This window comes from Variovorax sp. WDL1 (assembly GCF_001541225.1).
Lineage (GTDB): Bacteria > Pseudomonadota > Gammaproteobacteria > Burkholderiales > Burkholderiaceae_C > Variovorax.
The window spans coordinates 225,184-248,137 of record NZ_LMTS01000163.1 but is presented as its reverse complement, the minus strand read 5'-3'; the positions used below and the strand labels follow the sequence as shown (position 1 = coordinate 248,137).

General features: G+C 68.2%; 21 protein-coding genes. 6 read left to right on the top strand and 15 right to left on the bottom strand.

Annotation, left to right across the window (positions count from 1 at the left end; genetic code table 11):
- Window positions 1-927: enoyl-CoA hydratase-related protein (locus tag APY03_RS22895; RefSeq protein WP_198161278.1), on the bottom strand; the 927-nt coding region annotated here is incomplete at its 3' end.
- 186 nt (window positions 928-1,113) lie between these two features.
- Between APY03_RS22895 and APY03_RS22890 the strand changes: the two genes are divergently transcribed.
- Complete coding sequence (locus tag APY03_RS22890; protein ID WP_068680370.1) at window positions 1,114-2,355, top strand: acyl-CoA dehydrogenase family protein; 1,242 nt, start codon at window positions 1,114-1,116, stop codon at window positions 2,353-2,355.
- Window positions 2,356-2,404: 49 nt separating this feature from the next.
- On the opposite strand, the gene APY03_RS22885 is transcribed toward APY03_RS22890, so the two are convergent.
- The 6 genes from APY03_RS22885 to APY03_RS22860 form a co-directional block, all read right to left on the bottom strand.
- Window positions 2,405-4,066, bottom strand: coding sequence for an AMP-binding protein (locus tag APY03_RS22885; protein WP_068680335.1), 1,662 nt, complete (start codon window positions 4,064-4,066; stop codon window positions 2,405-2,407).
- A gap of 193 nt (window positions 4,067-4,259) precedes the next feature.
- Window positions 4,260-4,976: a GntR family transcriptional regulator gene (locus tag APY03_RS22880; protein ID WP_068680334.1), complete on the bottom strand. Its 717-nt coding sequence runs from the start codon at window positions 4,974-4,976 to the stop codon at window positions 4,260-4,262.
- Window positions 4,977-5,046: 70 nt separating this feature from the next.
- Complete coding sequence (locus APY03_RS22875) at window positions 5,047-5,865, bottom strand: enoyl-CoA hydratase (RefSeq protein ID WP_068680332.1); 819 nt, start codon at window positions 5,863-5,865, stop codon at window positions 5,047-5,049.
- 20 nt (window positions 5,866-5,885) lie between these two features.
- Window positions 5,886-6,656, bottom strand: a complete 771-nt coding sequence (locus APY03_RS22870) for an SDR family NAD(P)-dependent oxidoreductase (RefSeq protein ID WP_068680329.1) — start codon at window positions 6,654-6,656, stop codon at window positions 5,886-5,888.
- A gap of 11 nt (window positions 6,657-6,667) precedes the next feature.
- Window positions 6,668-7,459, bottom strand: coding sequence for an enoyl-CoA hydratase-related protein (locus tag APY03_RS22865; RefSeq protein WP_068680327.1), 792 nt, complete (start codon window positions 7,457-7,459; stop codon window positions 6,668-6,670).
- A 34-nt stretch (window positions 7,460-7,493) separates the two neighbouring features.
- Complete coding sequence (locus APY03_RS22860; protein WP_068680325.1) at window positions 7,494-8,678, bottom strand: CaiB/BaiF CoA transferase family protein; 1,185 nt, start codon at window positions 8,676-8,678, stop codon at window positions 7,494-7,496.
- On the opposite strand from APY03_RS22860, the gene APY03_RS22855 reads away from it, so the two are divergent.
- Together APY03_RS22855 and APY03_RS22850 are read left to right on the top strand one after the other, a co-directional pair.
- Complete coding sequence (locus tag APY03_RS22855) at window positions 8,632-9,564, top strand: VOC family protein (protein WP_232324374.1); 933 nt, start codon at window positions 8,632-8,634, stop codon at window positions 9,562-9,564. The genes APY03_RS22860 and APY03_RS22855 overlap by 47 nt on opposite strands.
- Window positions 9,565-9,600: 36 nt before the next feature.
- Entirely contained in the window at window positions 9,601-10,797 is a 1,197-nt protein-coding gene (locus tag APY03_RS22850) for an acyl-CoA dehydrogenase family protein (protein WP_068680321.1), read from the top strand.
- 16 nt (window positions 10,798-10,813) lie between these two features.
- Here the strand turns inward: APY03_RS22850 and APY03_RS22845 are convergent, their stop codons facing one another.
- Together APY03_RS22845 and APY03_RS22840 are read right to left on the bottom strand one after the other, a co-directional pair.
- Window positions 10,814-11,203 (bottom strand): OsmC family protein, encoded by a 390-nt coding sequence (locus APY03_RS22845; RefSeq protein WP_068680319.1) that lies wholly within the window; start codon window positions 11,201-11,203, stop codon window positions 10,814-10,816.
- Between the two features lie 76 nt (window positions 11,204-11,279).
- Window positions 11,280-12,323 carry an aromatic ring-hydroxylating dioxygenase subunit alpha gene (locus APY03_RS22840; protein WP_068680317.1) on the bottom strand — a complete coding sequence of 348 codons (1,044 nt, stop codon included), beginning with the start codon at window positions 12,321-12,323 and terminating at the stop codon, window positions 11,280-11,282.
- A 257-nt stretch (window positions 12,324-12,580) separates the two neighbouring features.
- Between APY03_RS22840 and APY03_RS22835 the strand changes: the two genes are divergently transcribed.
- The 3 genes from APY03_RS22835 to APY03_RS22825 all read left to right on the top strand — a co-directional run bounded on the left by APY03_RS22835 (window position 12,581) and on the right by APY03_RS22825 (window position 15,837).
- On the top strand, window positions 12,581-13,102 hold the full coding sequence (locus APY03_RS22835; RefSeq protein ID WP_232081244.1) for a nucleoside deaminase: 522 nt from the start codon (window positions 12,581-12,583) through the stop codon (window positions 13,100-13,102).
- A 170-nt stretch (window positions 13,103-13,272) separates the two neighbouring features.
- Window positions 13,273-14,103, top strand: coding sequence for an urease accessory protein UreD (locus APY03_RS22830; protein ID WP_068680313.1), 831 nt, complete (start codon window positions 13,273-13,275; stop codon window positions 14,101-14,103).
- 297 nt (window positions 14,104-14,400) lie between these two features.
- Window positions 14,401-15,837: an MFS transporter gene (locus tag APY03_RS22825; protein ID WP_068680369.1), complete on the top strand. Its 1,437-nt coding sequence runs from the start codon at window positions 14,401-14,403 to the stop codon at window positions 15,835-15,837.
- Between the two features lie 65 nt (window positions 15,838-15,902).
- On the opposite strand, the gene APY03_RS22820 is transcribed toward APY03_RS22825, so the two are convergent.
- The 6 genes from APY03_RS22820 to urtA all read right to left on the bottom strand — a co-directional run bounded on the left by APY03_RS22820 (window position 15,903) and on the right by urtA (window position 22,940).
- Window positions 15,903-16,847 carry a VTT domain-containing protein gene (locus APY03_RS22820; RefSeq protein ID WP_068680311.1) on the bottom strand — a complete coding sequence of 315 codons (945 nt, stop codon included), beginning with the start codon at window positions 16,845-16,847 and terminating at the stop codon, window positions 15,903-15,905.
- 153 nt (window positions 16,848-17,000) lie between these two features.
- Window positions 17,001-17,693, bottom strand: a complete 693-nt coding sequence (urtE, locus tag APY03_RS22815) for an urea ABC transporter ATP-binding subunit UrtE (RefSeq protein ID WP_068680309.1) — start codon at window positions 17,691-17,693, stop codon at window positions 17,001-17,003.
- A gap of 18 nt (window positions 17,694-17,711) precedes the next feature.
- Window positions 17,712-18,590, bottom strand: coding sequence for an urea ABC transporter ATP-binding protein UrtD (gene urtD, locus APY03_RS22810; RefSeq protein WP_068680307.1), 879 nt, complete (start codon window positions 18,588-18,590; stop codon window positions 17,712-17,714).
- Window positions 18,587-19,807 (bottom strand): urea ABC transporter permease subunit UrtC, encoded by a 1,221-nt coding sequence (urtC, locus tag APY03_RS22805; protein WP_068680305.1) that lies wholly within the window; start codon window positions 19,805-19,807, stop codon window positions 18,587-18,589. Before urtC ends, urtD begins: the two co-directional genes overlap by 4 nt.
- Before the next feature lie 115 nt (window positions 19,808-19,922).
- Entirely contained in the window at window positions 19,923-21,509 is a 1,587-nt protein-coding gene (gene urtB, locus APY03_RS22800; RefSeq protein WP_068680304.1) for an urea ABC transporter permease subunit UrtB, read from the bottom strand.
- A gap of 159 nt (window positions 21,510-21,668) precedes the next feature.
- The gene (gene urtA / locus APY03_RS22795) at window positions 21,669-22,940 is read right to left on the bottom strand and encodes an urea ABC transporter substrate-binding protein (protein WP_068680302.1); all 1,272 of its coding nucleotides are present in this window, start codon (window positions 22,938-22,940) and stop codon (window positions 21,669-21,671) included.
- Window positions 22,941-22,954: the final 14 nt, after the last annotated feature.

Below are 22,954 nucleotides of genomic sequence, written 5' to 3'. Positions count from 1 at the left end.
GCCGCCGCCCATGGTGCCGGCACCGATCACGCCGACCGACTGGATGGGGCGCTGGGGTGTGTCTTCGGGCACATCCGCGATCTTGCTGGCCGCGCGCTCGGCGAAGAACGCATTGCGCAGCGCGGCGCTCTGCGGTGTCCACACGAGCTCGATGATCGCGGCGCGCTCGTAGTCGACGGCCGCGTCGAAGTCCAGGCGCACCGACTGCGCGACGCAGTCCAGGCACCGAAGCGGCGCCGGGTCGTTGCGCGAGCTGGCCGCCACCATATTGCGCGCGAACTGCAGGTAGGCCTCGGCGTTCGGATGCTCCACCTTCAGGTCGCGGGAGCGCGGCAGCGGGCGAACCTGCGCCTTGGCGCGCGCGAACTCGATCGCTGCGGCCACGACGTCGTCCCGCACGAGCCGGTCGAACAGCTTCTGCGACGGCAGCTCGACCAACGCATCGCTCATCACCGTGTTGCCGGTGACGATCATGTTGAGTGCGGCTTCGAGACCGATCAGGCGCGGCAGCCGCTGGGTGCCGGTCGCGCCGGGCAGGATGCCGATGCGCACCTCGGGCAATGCGACCTGCGTGCCGCTCTGCACGATGCGGTAGTGGCAGCCCATGGCCAGCTCGAGGCCGCCGCCCATCACGATGCCATGGATGGCGGCGACGACCGGCTTGGAGCAGCCTTCGACGAAGCGAATCACGTCGACCAGCTCCGGTGACGCCGTTGCTTCGGGCTTGTTGAACTCGCGGATATCGGCGCCGCCGCAGAAGGCGCGTCCTTTCCCGGTCAGCACGATCGCGAGGACCTCGGCATCGTCCTGCGCACGCGCGATCGATTCAGCAATGAATCGGCGGTTGCCCAGGCCCAGGCTGTTGACGGGGGGATTGTCCATTGCGACGACGGCAATGCCGTCGCGCACTTCGTAGCTGGCTGTCACGCAGGTTCCTTTCGCCATTGAATGCGCACCGATGTTCCTTCAGCCAATGCTGCAGCTGCATCAACAAGACGCATGCGGCCGATGAAAAGCCTTCATGCCGGACAGCCCCCGGCGCGGCCGGGTCGCGGCACCATCGAGCCATCCTCCACTCCGCTGGCCTCCTTTCCCCCACGCACCTACGACACCATGCAATTCGACTACACGCCCAAGGTCCAGGATCTCCGCACTCGCCTCCTCGCCTTCATGGACGAGCACATCTACCCCAACGAGAAGCGGCACGAGGAAGAGGCCGAGCAGTCCCGGCAGAACGCTCGCAATGGCGGCAGCTACACCACCCTCCCGCTGATGGAGGAACTCAAGCCGAAGGCGCGCGCCGCCGGCCTGTGGAACCTGTTCCTGCCCGAGGCCGGCCACGGCGCGGGCCTGACGAACCTCGAGTACGCGCCGCTGTGCGAGATCATGGGACGCCGCTACTGGTGTGCCGAGGCCTTCAACTGCAGCGCGCCGGACACCGGCAACACCGAGGTCATCGCGCGCTACGGCTCGCCCGAGCAGCAGGAGCGCTGGCTCCGGCCGATGCTCGACGGCGAGATCCGCTCCTCCTTCGCGATGACGGAACCGGCGGTCGCCTCGTCGGACGCCACCAACATCGAATGCAGCATTCGCCGGGACGGCAACGACTACGTGATCAACGGGCGCAAGTGGTACATCACGGGCGCGATGAACGAGCGCTGCAAGCTCTTCATCCTGATGGGCAAGACCGACCCCGACAACGCCGACCGGCACCGCCAGCAGTCGATGATCATCGTGCCGCGCGACACGCCCGGCGTGACCGTGCTGCGCGACATGGCGCTCATGGGCCATTACGACGCGCCCTTCGGACACCCCGAGGTGCTGTTCGAGAACGTGCGGGTCCCGGCTTCGAACCTGCTGCTGGGCGAGGGCCGCGGCTTCGAGATCGCCCAGGGCCGGCTCGGCCCGGGGCGCATCCACCATTGCATGCGCATGATCGGCATGGCCGAGTCGGCGCTGGAGATGATGTGCGAGCGCGTGGTCTCGCGCGTCGCCTTCGGCAAGCCGCTGTCGGAGCAGGGTGTCTGGCGCGAGCGCATCGCGAAGGCGCGGATGCTGATCGACCAGACGCGCTGGATGGTGCTGCATGCCGCGTGGCGCATGGACACGGTGGGCAACAAGGTGGCGGCCAAGGAGATCGCGATGATCAAGGTCCTTGCGCCCAACAACTGCGTGCAGGTGATCGACGACGCGATGCAGGTCTTCGGCGCGGCGGGCCTGAGCCAGGACACGCTGCTGACCTCGTTCTACGCCTATGCGCGGCACCTGCGGGTGGCCGACGGGCCGGACGAGGTGCACCGCAACGCGATCGCCAAGCAAGAGCTCGCGGGCTACCGCGCCGCCGCGGTGCGCTGAACGGAAGGCAGCGAACGGGGCACGGGGGGCGGGAGCCCCTTCTTTTTCTTCAGTTGATCGCCATCGATGCGGCCGGATCGTGCAGCATCCGGCGCAGCAGCTTGCCGCTTTCGGAAGACGGCAGGCCGCTGCGGAAGATCACGGTGCGCGGCACCTTGTAGTGCGACATGTGCTGCAGGCACCACTCGATGATCTTCTGGTCGACGCGGTCGGTCTGCTGGCCGGCGCGCACGCGGGCCGCTGCCTCGTCCTTCAGCACCACGTAGGCCTGGACCGCCTCGCCGCGGTCGGGGTCCGGCAGGCCGACCACGGCGGCCTGGCGCACGTCGGGATGCAGCGCGAGGATGGCCTCGACCTCCTCCGGAAAGACGCTGTAGCTCCAGACCTTGATCATCTCCTTGGTGCGGCCGAGGAAGGTCAGGTAGCCCTCCTCGTCGACCACGCCGACGTCGCCGGTGCGAAGCCAGCCGTCGAGCAGCATCGCCTGCGTGGCGGCCGGCTGCAGCCAGTAGCCCTTGTAGCGGATGGGGCTGCGCAGCAGGATCTCGCCACGCTGGCCGGCCGGGAGGTCGCGGCCGGTCTCGGGGTCGACGATGCGCAGCTCCACGCCGGGCGCGGGCTTGCCGTTGGTGCCCCACTTGATGGCGTCGGGCGGCATCAGCGTGTCACAGGTGTGGGTCTCGCTCAGGCCGTAGCCGGCCTCGTAGACGAGGCACGCGTTCGCGAAGCGGCTCCAGCGCCGCGCGAGCGATTCGCTCAGCTGCACGCCGAAGCTCGTGCCCACGGTGGTGCGCAGGGAAGACAGGTCGAAGGTGGCGGCATCGTCGCAGGCCATCACCGAAGGCAGCGAAGGCGCCATGGTGTACCACCAGCTCACCCGGCACGCCTCGATGGCCTGCAGCACTGCGGTGGCGTCGAAGCGGTGCAGCAGCACGACGGTGGCGCCGCAGTAGATCGGCAGCGCCAGGCCGGTCATCATGCCGGAGATGTGGTGCAGCGCGACGTCGGCCAGCATCACGTCCCCTTCACCCAGCCTGAAGCCGTCCGCGCTCACCGCAATCTTGTAGAGCGCGCACTCGAAGCTGATCATCGCGCCCTTCGGCAGGCCGGTGCTGCCGGAGGTGTAGGCCATGAGGCAGACATCGTCCATCGCGATGGTGTCGACCGGCGCGAAGGGGCCTGCCTCGGCCAGCGCGTCGGCGAAGTCGATGACGCAGCCCGGCAGCGGCGGTGCCGGTTCATGCCGCAGCCGGATGCCGGGCGGCACGTCCATGGCCAGCGTCGCGGGCAGCATGTCGCCATAGCGCACCGCATAGACATGGGCGACGGTGCGCAGTGCGCGAGAGCCGAGCACGACCTTGAGCAGTTCCTCGCCCGCGACGATGGCGCTGACGTCGAGCTCCGTCAGCTGATGCTCGAGTTCGTAGGCGCGCGCGTCCGGGTTGCACGGGCTGACGATCGCGCCGAGCTTCTGCACGCCGAAGTGCGCGATCAGGTACTGCGGGCAGTTGTGCAGGAAGAGCGCGACCACGTCGCCCTGGCCGATGCCCCGATCGCGCAGGCTCTGGGCGAAGCGATCGCTCAGGTCATCGAGCTCGGCGTAGCTGATGCGCCGCCCGTACCAGACCAAGGCCGGCTTGTCGGGGTTCCTGCGGGCATGCTCCCGCAAATACTCGTGCAGCGGCCTCTGGCCGTGGCGGTAGGCGATCATCCTGGCGTGTCTCCGGTCGATTGCGCAATTCCAGGCTGGCCCGCGATGCGAGGCGCCCGTTTTTTCTTGCGATCATGCGGCCACGCGCCGGCTGCGGCAAGTGAACCCCAATGAATATTGGGCATTCATGTCCATTTCCCTGGTGCATGGACTGGCGGCGCGCCGGGGCGCGCACGCACCTTGGGGTGGAGCGTCAGGCGGCCTGGCGGGCCGCGCGGCGCACGGCCGGGGCGGGCTGCGCCGGGGCGTCCTCGCCGCGCTCGCGCAGGTAGGCGAGGATCGGCGCGGTGGTGCGCTCGATCTCGTCGTGGATGCCGCGCCGGGCCACCTCGCCATCGCGCTTGCGAAGCCCGCGCAGCACCATGTGGTGCGGGTGCTGCTTGCGCGGCTGCCCCAGCGCGTGGGTCTGCAGCGCCTTCATGAGCGGCCCGCACTGCAGCCAGAGACTTTCGACCATGCGTTGCAGCACCGGCATGTCGGCCAGCGCGTAGATGCCCATGTGGAACCGCTCCGATTCGAGCAGCTCGCCGGCCGTGTCGCCCGCCTCTCGCAAGGCAGCCATGCGCTCGTGCAGCGCCTCGAGCTTCTTCACGTCCTCGCTGCCGGCATGCAGCGCGGCGCGTGCGGCCGCCTCGCCCTCGAGCATGAGTCGCAGCTCGCGCACCTCGGCAAAGCGCCGCTCGCTCATCACCGGCACCCGCACCGAGTGGTGTCCGACCTGCTCGAGCGCCTGCTCGGAGATCAGCCGGGCCAGCGCCTCGCGCACCGGCGTCGGGCTGATGCCCATCTCGGCCGCGAGATCCCGCAGCTTCAGCTTCTCGCCGGGCGCGAACCGGCCTGCCTTGAGGTCGCGGCAGAGGCGGCTGTACGCCTGTGCGTTGAGGCTGTCGCGGGTGAGGATGTCGTCCATGGGATGGGGGAACGTGCGGGAAAGCGCGCTCTGTCAAATAGCCTATATGTTATTTCAGTGCTGCCGTTTGTCAGCGGCCGGTGAACGCGGGAGGCCGCTTTTCCAGGAAATGCGCCACGCCTTCCCGGAAATCCTCGCTGCCGAAGGAGGCTTGCATCTCCTCGTCGGCGCGGCGCCAGGCGGTGTCGAGGTCCTGGAACAGGCTGTCGTACACCTGCCGCTTGATGACACCGATGGAGCGCGGGGAGGCGTTGTCGGTCATGTCACTGGCGATGGCCTGGACTCGCGCGAGGAAGCCCTGGGCCGGCAGGGCCTTCACCAGGCCCACCGACGCGGCCTCGGCGGTGTCGAGCGTGCGCGCGGAAAGGAGCAGGTCCAGCGCATGGGTGGGCCCGATCAACCGGGGCAGCATCCACGAGATGCCGTGCTCGGCGATCAGGCCCCGCTTGGCGAAGGCGGTGGTGAGCTTCTGGCCTTCGGCCATGTAGCGGAAATCGCAGAAGACGGCCATGCACAGGCCGATGCCGGCGATGGGCCCGTTGATGGCGACGAACAGCGGCTTGCGCACGCGCAGCAGGTAGCTGAAGCGCCAGGCGTAGTTGGCGTCGATGCCCTCGGCCGCGGGTACGCCCGGCGCTTCGGCAGCAGCGCTGCCGGCCGCACCGGCCGCGCCCGCCTCGAGGATGTCCATGTCGGCACCGGCACAGAAGCCTCGGCCCGCACCGGTGACGACGATGGCCCGCACGGCTTCGTCGGCCTCGGCGGCCTCCACCGCCTGGCGGAACTCTGCTTCCATGCGGTGCGTCCACGCATTGAGCCGGTCTGGACGGTTCAGCGTGACGGTTCGGATGCGGCCTTCGGTCGCGACAGTGATGTCCTGGTAGGTCATTGAATGCTCCCGCGCGGCCTTCAGGCCTCGCCGCCGATGGTGGCGCCGCCGTCGATCACGATGGTAGTGCCGGTGATGAAGCGCCCGGCATCGGAGCCGAGCAGCAAGGCCGCACCCGCGATGTCCTCCGGCTCTCCGATGGCGTTGAGCGGACTGGAAGCCAGCGCGGCGGCCAGCGTCTGCGGGTTGTCCCACAGCGCCTTGGCGAAGTCGGTCTTGATGAGGCCGGGCGCAATGCAGTTGGTCCGCACACCCTGCTTGCCCCATTCGAGCGCAAGGTTGCGCGCCAGCTGCATGTCGGCGGCCTTGGAGATCGCGTAGGCGCCGAGCACCCGCGAGCCGGTCAAGCCCGCGATGGAACTGATGATGACGATCGAGCCGCCACCCCGCTCTGCCATGCCCGGCGCCACGCGGTTGACCAGCCAGAGGTTGGAGCGGATGTTCACGTCCATCACCTTGGAGAACGCCTCGTCGGTGATGCCCGACATCGGCCCGTAGTACGGGTTGACGGCTGCGTTGCAGACCAGCACGTCGACCGGCCCGTAGGCCTTCTCGGTCTGGTCCACCAGCGCGGCGACCTGCTCCTTGCCGGAGATGTTGCAGGCGATGGCCATCGCCTCCAGCCCTTCGCCGCGCAATTGCTCGACGACGGCATTGCACGCGTCCAGCTTCCGGCTGGTGACGACGACGCGCGCCCCTGCGCGGGCGTAGGCGATGGCGATGGCGCGCCCGATGCCGCGGGACGAGCCGGTGACGATGGCGGTCTTGCCCTTGAGAGAAAAGCGGTCCATGACGGGCTCCTTCAACGATTGACGAACTTCGGCGCGCGCTTCTCGACGAAGGCGCGGGCCGCTTCCTGGTGGTCTTCGGTCATGCCGCAACGGATGTGCCGGATGGCCTCGTGGTCGAGCGCCTGCGCCAGCGTGGCGCCCTGCTCCGCGGCATTGAGGTTGGCCTTGATGTGGCCCAGCGTGATCGACGGGCCATCGGCGAGCTGCTGCGCGAGCGCACGGCCCCCGGCGTCGAGCTCGGCGTCCGCGACGACGCGGGTGACCAGGCCGAGCGCAAGCGCCTCGTCCGCCTTGAGCACGGGCGAAAGCAACGCGAAGGCCCGCGCGCGCGGGCCCAGCAGCTGGGTCAGGAAGTAGGTGCTGCCGAAATCGCCCGACAGCCCGACCTTGGCGAAGGCCGAGGTGAGCTTGAGCGTGTCGCTCGCCAGCAGCAGGTCGCAGGCCAGCGCAAGCGACAGGCCCGCGCCCGCCACCGCGCCGCGGGCCACGGCGATGGTCGGCTTGGACATCTCGTGCAGCAGGCGAGAACACTCCATGTGCTCGCGCAGCTGGAGCGTGCGCGACTCGAGCGTTTGCGGCGCCGCGTCGTCCTCGGCCATGGCCTTGACGTCGCCGCCGGCGCAGAAGGCACGCCCCGCACCGGTCAGCACCACGGCACGCACGCGCGGGTCGACGGCGGCGCGGCGCAGCGCGGCGAGCAAGGCCTCGGTCATGGGCACCGTCAGCGCGTTGAGGCGTTCGGGCCTGTTGAGGGTGAGCGTCAGTACGCCCTGTTCGAGATGCTCGATGAGTTCGGTGGTCAAGTGCCTGTCTCCTGCGATGGTGGGGGTGTTGGGATCAGAGGGCGCCTTCGGCCTCGAGCGCGGCCAACTGCTCGGCCTGCATGCCGAGCCACTGCTGCAGCACCTCGGCGTTGTGCTCGCCCACCGCCGGCATCGCGCGCTCGATGGAGAGCGGGGTGTCCGACAGGTGGATGGTCACGCCCTGCACGGGAACGTTGACGCCGCCGAAGGGGATGTCGGCGATGGCGCCGCGATGGCGCAGCTGCGGGTTGTCGACCACCTCGTCGAGGGTCGCGACCTTGGCGCAGGGCACGCCCTCGGCTTCGAGACGCGCGACGATCTCGTCGGCCTCGTGTGACAGCATCCACGCGGCCACGGCGTCCTCCACCGCGTCGCGGTGCTCGAGCCGCGATGCCATCGAGGCGAAGCGCGGGTCGTCCAGCAGCGCGGGCTGCTTCATGGCGCGCACGACGCGCGGGAACATGTTGTCGTCGCCGCCGACCATCAGCACATAGCGGCCGTCGCCCGTGCGGAAGGTGTTCGACGGCGCCACGAAGCGGTCGCGGCTGCCGACGCGTGTCATCGTGGTGCCGAAGAGCTTCTGCTGCGGGATCGCCGTCATGAGCATGGAGGTGGCGCTCTCCAGCAGCGACACGTCCACGAGTTGCCCCTCGCCCGAGGCGTGGCGGGCATGGAGCGCCGCAAGAATGCCGAGCGCGGTGTACATCCCTGTCGTGTAGTCGCACATGAACGAGCCGATCATCGTGGGCGGGCCGTCCTCCTGGCCGGTCATGTCCATCAGGCCGCTCATGGCCTGCGCGACGCCGTCGAAGCATTGCTTGGTGGCGAGCGGGCCATCCTGGCCGAAGCCCGAGATGCGCGCCATGATCAGGCGCGGGTTGAGCGCATGCACCGCCTCCCAGCCGAGCCCCATCTGCTCCATCGTGCCCGGGCGGAAATTCTCGACCAGCACGTCGGCGCGCACGATCAGCTCGCGCAGGACCTGCAGCCCCGCCGGGCTGCGCAGGTCGATGGCCAGGCTCTTCTTGTTTCGGTTGACGATGAAGGTGTAGAGGCTCTGCCCGTTGACGGCCGGCGATGCGCGCCGGGCGTACTCGCCCTCGCCCGGCGGCTCGATCTTCACCACCTCGGCACCCATGTCGCCCAGCATCATGGCGCAGTAGGGCCCCGCAATGAAGCGCGAGAGGTCGAGCACGCGCAGTCCGGCAAGCGATGTCATGTCAGGTGGCCTTGTCTCTTGTGGCTTGTTTGTGGTCTGTGGTTTGTGTATTTGTTATATCATATTCAAAATTGCCATAACTGGCGAGCACAAGGAGACAGACGTTTTGACGACGAAATACTTGAGACTTCGCCAGCTCTGCCTGGTGGCCGCCAAGCTGGCACCGGTGGAGGAGGATCTCTGCGCGGTCTTCGGGGTGCGGGTCTGCCATCGCGATCCCGAAGTCGGGCAGTTCGGCTTGCACAACGCCCTGATGCCCTTCGGGACCAGCTTCGTCGAGGTCGTCGCGCCGCAGCGCGAAGGCACCACCGCCGGCCGCTATCTGGAACGCCGCAAGGGCGATGGCGGCTACATGGTGATCCTCGACAGCGAATCGCTGCCGCGCTGGCGCACCCATGTCGATGAGATCGGCGTGCGCATCGCCGCACCGCTTGCGCTCGGCGACTACGAAGGCATGCAGCTGCACCCGCGCGATACGGGGGGTGCGCTGCTCGAGATCAACACCACGCGCAATGGCGCCGACCTGAACGGCCCCTACTGGCCGGCAGGACCGCATTGGCGCGAAGCGGTGTCGAATGCGCGCGTGCAGGGCATCACGGGCGCCGTGCTGCAGGCGGATGATCCTGCCGCGCTCGCGGCGCGCTGGGGGCGCATTCTCCAGCGGCAGGTCGAGCGCGCGGGCGATGGCTGGCAACTGCAGGTCGACAACGCAAGGCTTCGCTTCGTGGCGCCGCGAGACGATCGCGGCGACGGTCTGGCGGGGATCGAGCTGGCAGTGAACGACGCCTCGGGCATCCGGGCTGCCGCACAGGCTCGCGGGCTCGCGGCGGATGCAACGGGCGTGAGCGTCGGCGGCGTCCACTTTGCGCTGGGTTCCGCGGACTGACGCGGCAAGCCGCCGCATCCACCAAGGAGACAAGAGATGGAACTGGCCTTTTCGAAGGAAGAGCAGGCGTTCGCCGATGAAGTGCGCGCCTTCATCACCGAGAACCTGCCGCGCGACATCGCGCGCCGCGTGGAGCACGACCTGCACCTGCATCGCGAGGACTTCATGCGCTGGCAGCAGATCCTCGGGCGGCGCGGGTGGCATGCCTACACGTGGCCGGTCTCGGAGGGCGGGCCCGGCTGGAGCGCGACCCAGCGCTACATCTTCGAAACCATCAGCGCAGAACTGAACTGTCCGACCATCCAGCCCTTCGGGCCGCGCATGGTCGGCCCGGTGATCTTCAACTTCGGAAGCGTTGCGCAGAAGCAGCAGCACCTGCCGGGCATCCGCGCATCGACCGTGTGGTGGTGCCAGGGCTATTCGGAGCCGGCTTCAGGCTCCGACCTGGCCTCGCTCGCCACCCGCGCCGAAGACCGCGGCGATCACTATCGGGTCAACGGCCAGAAGATCTGGACCTCGTACGCCCACCACGCCGACTGGATGTTCTGCCTGGTGCGCACCAGCCGCGAGGCGAAGGCGCAGCACGGCATCTCGTTCCTGCTGATCGACATGAAGTCGCCGGGCATCGTGATACAGCCGATCCCGATGCTGGAGGGCACGCACTCCTTCAATGCGGTCTTCCTGACCGACGTGAAGGTGCCCAAGTCCAACCTGGTCGGCGAAGAGGGCCGCGGCTGGAGCTACGCGAAGTTCCTGCTGGAGCATGAGCGCGTCGAGAACTCGAACATCGGCTTCTCCACCTTCGCGATGCGCCGGCTGCACCGCATCGCATCGGGCGTGCAGCATCGCGGCCGTCCGCTCATCGAAGACCCGGTGTTCCGCGCCAAGGTGTCGGCCACCGAGGCGCAACTGAAGGCGCTGGAAGTGACGACGCTGCGGGCACTGTCGAGCATGGGCTCGGGCAGCTCGCCCGGCGCCGGGCTGGCCTCGGCGCTGAAGATCCGCGGCACCGAGATCGGCCAGCGCATCACGGAGCTGATCTTCGAGGCCGCGGGACCCGGGGGCCAGATGCTCGACCCGCCGCTGATGCGTGGCGAGGGGAAGCTCGACGGCATCGAGGCCAGCGTGCGCGGTGCGGCCCCCAACTATTTCTGGCGCCGCGCGATGTCGATCTACGGCGGCAGCAACGAGATCCAGCGCAACATCATCGCCAAGCACGAACTTGGCCTGTAGGGCGCGAACCGCGCTTTCAGACCAGCCGCGTCTCGATCTCCGTCTTGACCTCGGTCATCAGCCGGTGCACCGGGCACTTGCCCGCCACCCGCAGCAGCGCCGCCTTCTGCTCATCGCTCAGCGCGCCGGTGACGTGCAGCGTGGAGTCGAGCTTGTAGAGCCCCTGCCGCTCCTGGCTGTCGTCGCGGTTCACCACCACCTCGATCTCCTCGACCGGGATGCCCTTGTGCTGCGCATAGACCAACACGGTCAGCGCCTTGCACGCGGCCAGCGCGGAGTCGTAGAGGTCGTGCGGCGTGGGGCCGGCGTCGTGCTCGCCCCCGGTGTCCACCGCGATCTCGTGGGCGCGGACCTTGATGATGTGACGGGTGCCGGTAATGCCGTCGCGTCGAACGGTGATGCTCATGGGGTTTCCTTGTTGCGGATGGACTTCGCTTCGCGCGATGGTAGCCGGAAGGAAAACGGGTCCGCCTTCCACATCCTCAACGATGCACCTCCGACTCCCCATGCCTTGCCAGCAGCTGCATCATGTGCTTGCGGATCAGCATTCCCGGCCGGTCCGATTCCATCGAGTATTCGACGCCGCGCCGGCGCGTGTCGACGAGCGCGTCGGGGTCGGTCGATTCGAGGATGTCCTTGTCCTCGCGCGTGATCTCCGCGTCGAAGTCGATCAGCATCTGCGCCGGGCAGTCGGCCTCGGTGTCGTTGCGGAACAGCCATTGGCACAGCTGCATGCGGCCATCGTCGATGGGCGTGAAGCAATTGATGATGACGTGGCGGATGCCTGATGGGTATTCGATGTCCAGCCGCCGAGAGAAGGGCAGGAAGTAGGCGTTGCGCATGTGGCGCGTGGTGACCGGCTCGGTCACGCCGCTGATCTGCTTGAAGCGGGGCGGGTTGGCGGCGTCGATGACCGTCTCCGCATGGAAGCCGCGCTCGTTCTCCACCAGCTCGTACTTGCTGGGCTTCGGGCTCGCGGCCACGCCGAAGGTGGCGCGGTGCACGAAGCTGAAGTGCGAGTTGTCGAAGGAGTTCTCCAGCGCACGCATCGGGCTGGTCTGCCATTCCTCGTAGAACTGGAAGATGGTGCGGTAGCCCGGATCGTCGAACTCGGGGATCGGCGGGATATCGGCGATCGGCGCTTCCAGCGCGACCCAGGCATAGCCATGGCGCGCGGTGCAGGCGTAGGCGGTGGTGCGGTAATCGGGGGAGATCGGGCGATCGGCCTCGTACTGCGGGATGCGGATCACCCGCCCGCCGCGGTCGTAGGTCCAGCCGTGGTAGCCGCACTGGATCGCGCCCTGGCCGCAGGCCTGCCCCTGCGCGTCCACGCACCAGCCCTTGGAGAGCTTCGCGGTGCGGTGGCAGCAGCGGTCGCGCAGCGCGGCGGGCTGCCCTTCGGCATCGAGGAAGAGGACGATGTTCTCGCCCAGGAGCGTGAAGGGCTTCGGCCCCTGCTGCAGATCGGCCAGCGGCATGACGGCATGCCAGAACTTGCGGAAGACGGGTTGCTGCGTGACGAGCATGAGAAAAGAACTCCTTCGGTTGCGTGGGGTGACGACCATGAAAGAGCAATTTCCCGCCGCGGGCACCAAGACCGGGATGCCGGGCTGAACGCTTCTACTCTGCGCAGGTTTGCAAGCAATTTGCGCGCCTGCATGTGCGCCCGCGGGTCGTGCCGGGGCGTGCGAGTTGGCGATGGACTCCGGCATGGCTCCTGCTTTCGTCAGGTATGCGAGCCCGCCTACGAACCGTATCGGCAAGCTTGGGTAGCATGAAAGTCATGGATTCGCTCCTTCTTCCCACCCTTCCCCCGGAGACCCCGCTCGACGAGCGCGACGGGCGTTACCTGCGCAAGGCCATCGTGTGGTCGCACGCGGCCCGGCGGCGCGGCAACCGGCCTTTCGGCGCGGTGATCGTTGCGGCCGACGGCGAGGTGCTGGCCGAGGCCTGGTGCAACACGGGCGAGACGGACGACGTCACCGGCCATGCCGAAACCAATGCGGTGCGCATGCTGGCAGGACGCGGCCTCTCGCGCGACGCGCTGGCAGCCGCCACGATCTATTCCTCTGGCGAGCCCTGCGTGATGTGTGCGGGCGCCATCTTCTGGTCCAGCATCGGGCGCGTGGTCTTCGGCATAGACGCCGAGCGGCTGCGCGTGTTCCGCGGCGAGCGCCCCGAGCAGCGCGACGCCGAGTTGTCCTGCCGCGACGTGTTCGCGGCTTCGGCGCATCCCATCGAATGCATCGGGCCGGCGCTGCTCGACGAGGCGATGGCGGCGCATGTGGGGGCGTGGAAGAGCTAGCAAGGGCTGCTTACCCCACCGCTGCCTTTTCCTTGGGCAACCCAGCGCAAGTCCTTGCGGGACAACGCTCTGGCAACTTGTGCCCGGAGTTCTCCACAAGCTTGTCCACGTCTTCCGGGGACGGATTCCGGCAAGCCGGGCCGCCCCCGTCCTGCTTCTACACTCGCCCGATGCCCTGGAACGCGCGACTCGAGCTCGACTACCGACTGGAAGGCCCGCGCAGCGTCGCGCGCTTCCGCCATGAAGGCCCGCTGCGGATCCTTCAAAGCCTGTACCCCGAGGGCGACGCGGTCTGCCACAACGTGCTGGTGCATCCGCCGGGCGGGCTGGTGGGCGGCGACACCCTCGACATCCGGGTGAGCGCGGCAGCCGGCAGCCATGGGCTGATCACCACGCCGGGCGCCAGCCGTTTCTATCGCTCGGAGGGCGAGCCGGCGCTGCAGCACACCGCGCTGCGGCTGGAACCGGGAGCGCGGCTCGAATGGCTGCCGCTCGAAGCGATCTGCTTCAGCGGCTGCCGCGCGGAAAACCGGCTCTCGCTGCAGCTTGCCGAAGGCGCAGAGCTGATCGGCTGGGACGTGACTGCGCTCGGCCTGCCCGCTGCCGGCAAGCCCTTCGAGCGCGGCACGCTGCAGCAGCACATCGAGATGCCGGGCGCCTGGCTGGAGCGCGGGCGCATCGATGCCGCAGACCTGCTGCTGCTCGACGGCCCGCTGGGCATGGCCGGGCACCGCTGCGTGGCATCTCTCTTCTTCGCTTCGGGCACACCGGTCGCGCGGGCACGGCGCGACGCCGCACTCGACGCGGCGCGCGCGCTGCTCGAAGCCCACGCGCTGCGCGACAGCGCCGGCGCCACCAGCCCGCAGCCGGGCGTCATCGTGCTGCGCGTGCTGGCCCCCCTGGTCGAGCCGGCGATGCAACTGCTGCGGCAGGTCTGGCAGGCGTGGCGCGCGGAGCTGTGGCAGATGCGTGGAGCGCCGCCGCGCATCTGGGCGATGTAGCCCGGCGCCCCACGCGCTGTGGGTGCTCGCCCTACCCGGCGGTCCGCCCTTCTCCGTCGCACCGTCGAAGAATCGCTGGCTATCTTGGGCGCTCCCAAGCAAAGGAGACCTCTGAATGAAAAGCATCATCCTCTGGCTGGCGGGCGTTCCGCTCGGCGTCATCATCCTGCTGAAGGTGTTCGGCGTCTTCTGATCCATTGAGAGCGCGCATGCCCCGCACATGGGGCATGCGACTACAGGCGTACCCGATCGACGGCATTAGGCTTGCGGCATGGCCTGCCCCGCGAAGCCGACCCGATGACGGATGTCCACAGCGACATCCCGGCCCGCCTCGACCGCCTGCCCTGGTCGCGCTGGCACTGGCGCGTGGTACTGGCCCTGGGCATCGCCTGGGTGCTCGACGGGCTCGAGGTCACGCTGGTCGGCTCCCTCGGCGGCGTGCTGGAGCGGCCCGACACGCTGGCGCTGACGGCATCGCAGATCGGATGGTCGGGCTCGCTCTACATCGGCGGCGCGGTGATGGGCGCCCTGCTCTTCGGCCGCCTCACCGACCGCCTGGGGCGCAAGAAACTGTTCCTGATCACGCTCGCCGTCTATGCGATGGCCACGCTGGCCACCGCCTTCTCCCCCGACTTCGCGTTCTTCGCGGTGTGCCGCTTCTTGACCGGGCTGGGCATCGGCGGTGAATACGCGGCCATCAACTCGGCCATCGACGAGCTGATCCCGGCCCGCGTACGCGGGCGCGTCAACCTTGCGATCAACGGCAGCTTCTGGATCGGCGCCGGGCTGGGCGCGGGGCTGAGCCTCGTGCTGCTGGACCCGCAGGTGCTCGGGCCGGTGTGGGGCTGGCGGGCAGGCTTCGCGCTGGGCGCGCTGCTGGCCGTGGCGATCCTGCTGGTGCGGCGCGACGTGCCGGAGAGCCCACGCTGGCTGATGGCGCACGGCCGTGCCGAAGAGGCGGAGCGCATCGTGGCAAGCATCGAGACAGAGGTCGCCGCGCAGCACGGGCCGCTGCCCACGGCGGTGGGCCGCGTGCACTACAGCCGGCGCACCAGCCCCGGCTGGCGCGAGGTCGCGCAGGTGCTGCTGCGCCGCTACCCGCAGCGCAGCGCCGTCGCGCTGGCGCTGATGATCTCCCAGGCCTTCTTCTACAACGCGATCTTCTTCACCTATGCGCTGGTGCTGACGCGCTTCCACGGCGTGCCGGAGGGCCGGGTGGCGCTCTACATCTTTCCCTTTGCGCTCGGCAACGTGCTGGGGCCGCTGATCCTCGGGCCGCTGTTCGACCATGTCGGCCGCCGGCGCATGATCGCGCTGACCTATGTGTGCTCGGGCATCGGCCTCGCGCTGACCGGCTGGGCCTTCATGCAGGGCTGGCTCGATGCGCGCAGCCAGGCGCTGGCCTGGTCGGCCGTGTTCTTCCTGGCCTCGGCGGCGGCGAGCTCGGCCTACCTGACGGTGAGCGAGGTGTTCCCGCTCGAGATGCGGGCGATCGCGATCGCGATCTTCTACGCGGTGGGCACGGGCGCGGGCGGCTTCGTCGCGCCGGTGCTCTTCGGCGCGCTGATCGAGACCGGCAGCCGCGGCGCGGTGGCCGTCGGCTATGCGATCGGGGCGGCGCTGGTGATCGGCGCCGGGCTGCTGGCGCTGCGCTTCGCGGTGGACGCGGAGCGCAAGCCGCTGGAGGAAGTGGCGCCGCCGCTGGGCTCAGCGCCCGGCGGCCGCGACACCTGATGGCGGCGGCTCGGGCGCTGGTGGGCCGTGACAGTCGATTCGAGAGGATTGGCTGTTACGGCCCACTAGTGCACGTGAGTCGGATGGCCTGCGCCGACCCAGGCCTCCAGCCCGCCGGCCAGCGGCCGTGCGCGCAGGAAGCCGCGCGCCATCAGGGCCTGCGCGGCCAGCGCGGCCGAGATCTCGTTGGGACAGTTGCAGTAGAGGATGATCTCGCGCCCCATGTCGTCGAAAGGCAGCGCAGCCCGCCGCTGCTGCAGCGCCTTGAGCGGAATCGACAGGGCACCCGGGATGCGGCGCGGATCGACCTGCACGCCGGCCTCTCCGCGCACGTCGACCACGATCGGCGGCGCCTCGCCCGCCAGCAGCGCGAGCAGCTCATCGATACTGGCGCGCGGCATGCTCGCGATGCGCAGGACGCTGCGGCGCCGCCACCAGCGCAGCGCCAGCATTGCCGCCAGCACCACCACCAGCGCCGCAGTAGCGACGCCGCCGGCGTTGGCCAGTGCGTCGAGCACGGCCCCGATCTGCTCCCGGAAGATCCAGCCCAGGCCGAGGAAGACAGCGACCCACAGCGAGGCAGCCACGATCTCGAAGGCCAGGAAGCGCCACGAGGACATGCCCAGCGCGCCGGCCATCGGCGGCGCCACGACCGAGACGCCGGGCACGAACTTGGCCGCCACCAGCGACAGTCCGCCCCAGCGGGTGATCAGGGATTCGCTGCTGCGCACGCAGGAGTCGGGCGAGATCGAGATCTTGCACAGCAGCCGCATGAAGCGGTAGCCGTAGGCGCGCCCGGCATAGAACCACACGGCATCGCCGAGCACGTTGGCCAGCAGCGCGACGGCGACCAGGGCGAAGAGCAGCACCGGCTCGGCGATGGCTGCAATACCGCCGGCCACGACCAGCACCGGCGCAGCCGGCACCGGCAGGCCGACGCGGGCGGCAAAGGTGGTGACGAAGACCACGCCGACCGCGTGGTCGACCATCAGGGCGATCAGCGTTTCCATGCACGGGGCCCGGCTGGACGAGGATGGTACTGGGCAAGCTGCATGGCGAACGCTGACGGGGCGCAAGGGGCGACAGGCGCTAGCGTAGCGCCATCGCCCAGCCCTGGCGATCCGCAATGTCCATCGCGCACCGGCGAGCCGCGCCCGCAGCGCTCAGATCGCGACCAGCTGGCGCACCCCGTGCGCCTCCATGTCCTTGCCCAGGCCGCGCGCGATGACCTCGCCGCGTTCCATCACCAGGTAGTCGTCGGCCAGTTCCTGCGCGAAGTCGTAGTACTGCTCGCACAGCACGATCGCCATGTCGCCGCGGTCGGCAAGCATGCGGATCACGCGGCCGATGTCCTTGATGATGCTGGGCTGGATGCCTTCGGTCGGCTCGTCGAGGATCAGGAGCTTGGGCCTGGGCGCCAGTGCGCGCGCGATCGCGAGCTGCTGCTGCTGGCCGCCCGACAGATCGCCCCCGCGGCGGTTCAGCATCTGCCTGAGCACCGGGAAGAGCTCGAACAGCTCGACCGGGATGGGCGTGCCCGCCGGGCGGTAGGCCAGGCCCATGCGCAGGTTCTCCTCCACCGTGAGGCGCGCGAAGATCTCGCGGCCCTGGGGCACGAAGCCCATGCCGGCACGGGCGCGCTCGTAGGGCGTGTTCCTGTGGATCGGCGCACCGTCGAACTCGATGCTGCCGCTCTTGATGGGGACCAGCCCCATCAAGGACTTGAGCAGCGTGGTCTTGCCCACGCCGTTGCGGCCCAGCAGGACGGTGACCCTGCCGGCGTGCGCCTCGAGGCTCACGTCGCGCAGGATGTGGGAGCCGCCGTAGTACTGGTGGATGTTCTTGACCTCGAGCATGGTGGTGTTCCTGCTTTCTCAGCGCCCCAGATAGACCTCGATCACGCGCTCATCCCCCTGCACCTCGTCGAGCGTGCCCTGCGCCAGCACGGACCCGTCGCACAGGACCGTGACGATCTCCGAGATGGTCCGCACGAAGCTCATGTCGTGCTCGACCACCATCAGCGAATGCTTGCCCTTGAGCTTCAGGAAGAGCTCGGCGGTGCGCGCCGTCTCCTCGTCGGTCATGCCGGCCACCGGCTCGTCGAGCAGCAGCAGCTTCGGGTCCTGCATCAGGAGCATGCCGATCTCCAGCCACTGCTTCTGGCCATGGCTCAGGTTGCCGGCCAGGCGCGAGACGCTGTCCTCCAGGTGGATGGTGTGCAGCACCTCGGCCAGCCGGTCGGACTGCGCCGAGTCGAGCCGGAACAGCATCGAGGCCTTCACGCCCTTGTCGGTCTTGAGCGCAAGCTCGAGGTTCTCGAACACCGTCAACTGCTCGAACACCGTCGGCTTCTGGAACTTGCGGCCGATGCCCAGCTGGGCAATGTCGGCCTCCTTGTGGCGCAGCAGGTCGATGGTGCTGCCGAAGAAGACCGTGCCCTCGTCCGGCCGGGTCTTGCCGGTGATGATGTCCATCATCGTGGTCTTGCCCGCGCCGTTCGGGCCGATCACGCAACGCAGCTCGCCGGGCGCAATGTCGAGCGAGAGCTTGTTGATGGCCTTGAAGCCGTCGAAGCTCACGCTCACGTCCTCGAGGTAGAGGATTCGGCCGTGCGTGACGTCGACCTCACCCGGCATCGCATGACGGCCGTAGCCCGCCTCGCGCCCGCCCGAGGCGGTGCGCTTGCCGAGGTCGCTGTGCTGGCTGTACCGGGCAATGCGCTCTGCGCCGGCGTCCATCAGGTCGGGCGTCATGCGCGGACTCCTTCGGAGCGCACCGGCAGCGGCGCGAGGCTGCCAGGCTCGGTGCCCTGCTCCAGCGCCACAGCGCGCTGCATGGGCGGCCGCGGTGCTTCGTCGAGCGTTGCGGTGCGCTCCCTGGATGTCCACTTCTTCACCAGGCCCACGATGCCGTTCGGCAGGAACAGCGTGACGGCAATGAACAGCGCACCGAGGAAGTACAGCCAGTATTCCGGGTATGCCACCGTCAGCCAGCTCTTGGCGCCGTTCACGATGAAGGCGCCGAGGATCGGCCCCACCAGCGTGGCACGCCCGCCGACCGCGGCCCAGATCGCGATCTCGATCGAGTTGGCCGCGCTCATCTCGCCGGGGTTGATGATGCCGACCTGCGGCACGTAGAGCGCCCCGGCCACGCCGCACATCACGGCCGAGATGACCCAGATCGTGAGCTTGTAGGGCAGCGGGTTGTAGCCCGAGAACATCACGCGCGACTCGGCATCGCGGATCGCCTGGAGCACGCGGCCGAACTTGCTGCCGACCAGCCACCGGGCGAACAGGAAGAAGCCCAGCAGCGTGAGCCCGGTGAGCGCGAAGAGCGTCATGCGCATCTCCTGCGTCGCGATCGGCGTGCCCAGGATGCGCTTGAAGTCGGTGAAGCCGTTGTTGCCGCCGAAGCCGGTCTCGTTGCGGAAGAAGAGCAGCATCGCGGCGAAGGTCATGGCCTGCGTGATGATCGAGAAGTACACGCCCTTGATGCGCGAGCGGAAGGCGAAGAAGCCGAACACGAAGGCGATCACGCCCGGCACGGCGACGACCAGCACCAGCGTGGCGATGAAGCTGTCGCTGAAGGTCCAGTGCCAGGGCAGCGTCTTCCAGTCGAGGAAGACCATGAAGTCCGGCAGGTCGCTCTTGTAGTTGCCGTCGCGGCCGATCTGTCGCATGAGGTACATGCCCATCATGTAGCCGCCCAGGGCAAAGAACAGGCCGTGGCCCAGCGAGAGGATGCCGGTGTAGCCCCAGATCAGGTCCATGGCCAGGGCACAGATGGCGTAGCACATGATCTTGCCGACCAGTGCCACGGCGTAGTCGCTCATGTGCAGCGCGCTGCCCGCGGGCACCAGCAGGTTGAGCACCGGCGCCAGTGCGCAGACGGCGATCAGCGCGATGAAGAAGGCGGTCCAGCCCCTGCTGCCGAGGAGCGGGCCTTTGGAAGGAAGTGCGGCCCGGGTCATTCGGTAACCTCCGCGCTTCGCGCTGCGGTATTCGCCTTCGGAACGGCCGTGCGGGTCATAAGAATACCTTCGCCTGCGGCTGCGGTGCTATTCGCCTTGGGAGCGGCCCGGCGGCTCATGCTTCGGCACTCCGACCTTTGACAGCGAAGATGCCTTGTGGCCGCTTCTGGATGAAGATGATGATGAAGACCAGCACCGCGATCTTCGCGAGCACCGCGCCGGCCCAGCCTTCGATGAACTTGTTGAGCACGCCCAGGCCGAGCGCCGCATAGACGGTGCCGGCGAGCTGGCCGACGCCGCCCATCACCACCACCATGAAGGAATCGACGATGTAGCTCTGGCCGAGGTCGGGGCCGACGTTGCCGATCTGCGAGAGCGCGCAGCCCGCCAGCCCGGCAATGCCCGAGCCCAGCGCGAAGGCGTAGGTGTCGATGCGTGCCGTGTTCACGCCCATGCAGGAGGCGATGGGACGGTTCTGCGTCACCCCGCGCACGAACAGCCCGAGGCGCGTGCGGCCGATGAGCCAGCCCATCGCCAGCAGCACCAGGACCGCGAAGACGATGATGCAGATGCGGTTCCAGGGCAGCGTGACGTTGCTCAGCATGGTGAAGCCGCCGCTCATCCAGCCGGGATTCTCGACGCCGACGTTCTGCGCGCCGAAGAGCGAGCGCACCAGCTGCTGCAGCATCAGGCTGATGCCCCAGGTGGCGAGCAGGGTCTCGAGCGGCCGGCCGTAGAGGAAGCGGATCACGCCCCGCTCCAGCACCGCACCCACCAGCGCCGAGGCGAGGAAGGCGACGGGAATGGCTGCGACCAGGTACCAGCCGAAGAGCGACTCGGGCACGTAGCGCTGGAAGACGCCCTGCATGACGTAGGTGGCATAGGCGCCGATCATCATCAGCTCGCCGTGCGCCATGTTGATCACGCCCATCAGCCCGTAGGTGATGGCCAGCCCCAGCGCAGCCAGCAACAGGACGGAGCCCAGGCTGATGCCGCTGAAGATCGCATTGATGCGGTCGCCCCAGACCAGCGAACCGTCGATGCTGTCGATGGATGCCGCGATCGTCTTCCTGACGTCGGTGTCGGTCTCGTCGGCCAGCCGCTGGTTGAGCAGCAGCTTGGTGTCCGGGCTGCGGCTCTCGCCCAGCGCCTTCGCGGCCGCGATGCGCTTCGCCTTGTCGGCGCTGCTCAGCATGCTGGCTGCGCGCACCAGTTCGAGCTGGGCCTTGATCCGGTCGTTGGTCTCGGCGGCCAGCGCCTTCTCGACCAGGGGCAGGCGGGATTCGTCGGGCTCCTTGAAGAGGGCCTGCGCCGCCTCGGCGCGCACCGCCTCGTCCTTGCTGGTGAGTTTGAGCGCGGCCTGCGCGGCATCGAGCGCGCCGCGCATCAGGTTGTTGTTGACCACGTCCTCGGCGTTGTCGGGCAGCTCGAGCTCGGCTCCGGTGACCGGGTCGTAGGCCTTGTCGTCCTTGACGAGGAAGACCTTGTCCTCGGTGTACTTGACCGCGTCGTCGGCCATGGCCTGGATGAAGGCGGCGGTCTTCTCGTCGGCGGTGGCGACGGCCTTGTTGAGCGCAGTGATGCGGGCCTCGGATTCGCCCGAGGCGATGGCGCGGGCCTCGTCGAGAGTGAGCGCGTGGGTCGCCAGCGCCATCAGCAGCGTCGAGGCGCAGAGTACGCGGTGGAGTGTTCGTCGGAGCATCGTGGATCGCGGTTCGGTCTTGGCGTCCGTCCCCCTCCCGGGGGTGGGCGGGGGTGGGAGCCGCAGCGCAAGAAAAGTACGGCGGGCACCACCGCCGCGGCCCATCCCTGCCCTCCCCGGAAGGGGGAGGGAGAAGACAGGGGCCGCTCGTTCGTTGCCTTACAGCGACTTGCCAGCCGGGTAATCCGGCTTCTTGTCGTTGCCTTCGATGTACGGGCTCCACGGCTTGGCCTTGACCGGGCCCGGCGTCTTCCACACCACGCTGAACTGCCCGTCGGCCTTGATCTCGCCGATGAACACGCTCTTGTGCAAGTGGTGGTTCTTCTCGTCCATCTTGGAGACGATGCCCGAGGGCGCGGTAAAGGTCTGGCCGGCCATCGCCGCGATCACCTTGTCGGTGTCGGTGCTCTTGGCTTTCTCGACGGCCTGCTTCCACATGTGGATGCCGATGTAGGTGGCTTCCATCGGGTCGTTGGTAAGCGGCTTGTCCTTGTGGCCGGCGATGTTCTTGGCCTTGGCGTAGTCGCTCCACTGCTTGATGAAGGCGGTGTTGGTCGGGTTCTTGATCGACATGAAGTAGTTCCACGCGGCCAGGTGACCCACCAGCGGCTTGGTGTCGACGCCGCGCAGCTCTTCCTCGCCCACCGAGAAGGCGACCACCGGCACGTCCTTGGCCTTCAGGCCGGCATTGCCCAGTTCCTTGTAGAAGGGCACGTTGGAGTCGCCGTTGATGGTCGAGACGACGGCCGTCTTGCCGCCGGAGGAGAACTTCTTGATGTCGGCAACGATGGTCTGGTAGTCGCTGTGGCCGAAGGGGGTGTACTTCTCGTCGATGTCCGTGTCCTTCACGCCCTTGCTCTTCAAGTAGGCGCGCAGGATCTTGTTGGTGGTGCGCGGATACACGTAGTCGGTGCCCAGCAGCACCCAGCGCTTGGCACCGCCGCCTTCCTTGCTCATCAGGTAGTCGACCGCGGGAATGGCCTGCTGGTTGGGCGCGGCGCCGGTGTAGAAGACGTTCTTGCTGAGCTCCTCGCCTTCGTACTGCACGGGGTAGAAGAGCAGGCCGTTCATTTCCTCGACCACCGGCAGCACCGACTTGCGCGACACCGAGGTCCAGCACCCGAAGATCACCGAGACCTTGTCCTGGCCGAGCAGCTGCTTGGTCTTCTCGGCGAACAGCGGCCAGTTCGAGGCCGGGTCGACCACCACGGGCTCGAGCTTCTTGCCGAGCACGCCGCCCTTGGCGTTGATCTCGTCGATCGCCATCAGCACCGTGTCCTTGAGCACGGTCTCGGAGATGGCCATGGTGCCCGACAGCGAATGCAGAACGCCGACCTTGATGGTGTCGGCGGCCAATGCCGGCACGGCGGAAAGGCCGGCCAGCGCGACCGCGGCCGTGAGCGCCTTGAGGGTGAATCGACGTTGTTGCATGGGACTCTTCTCCT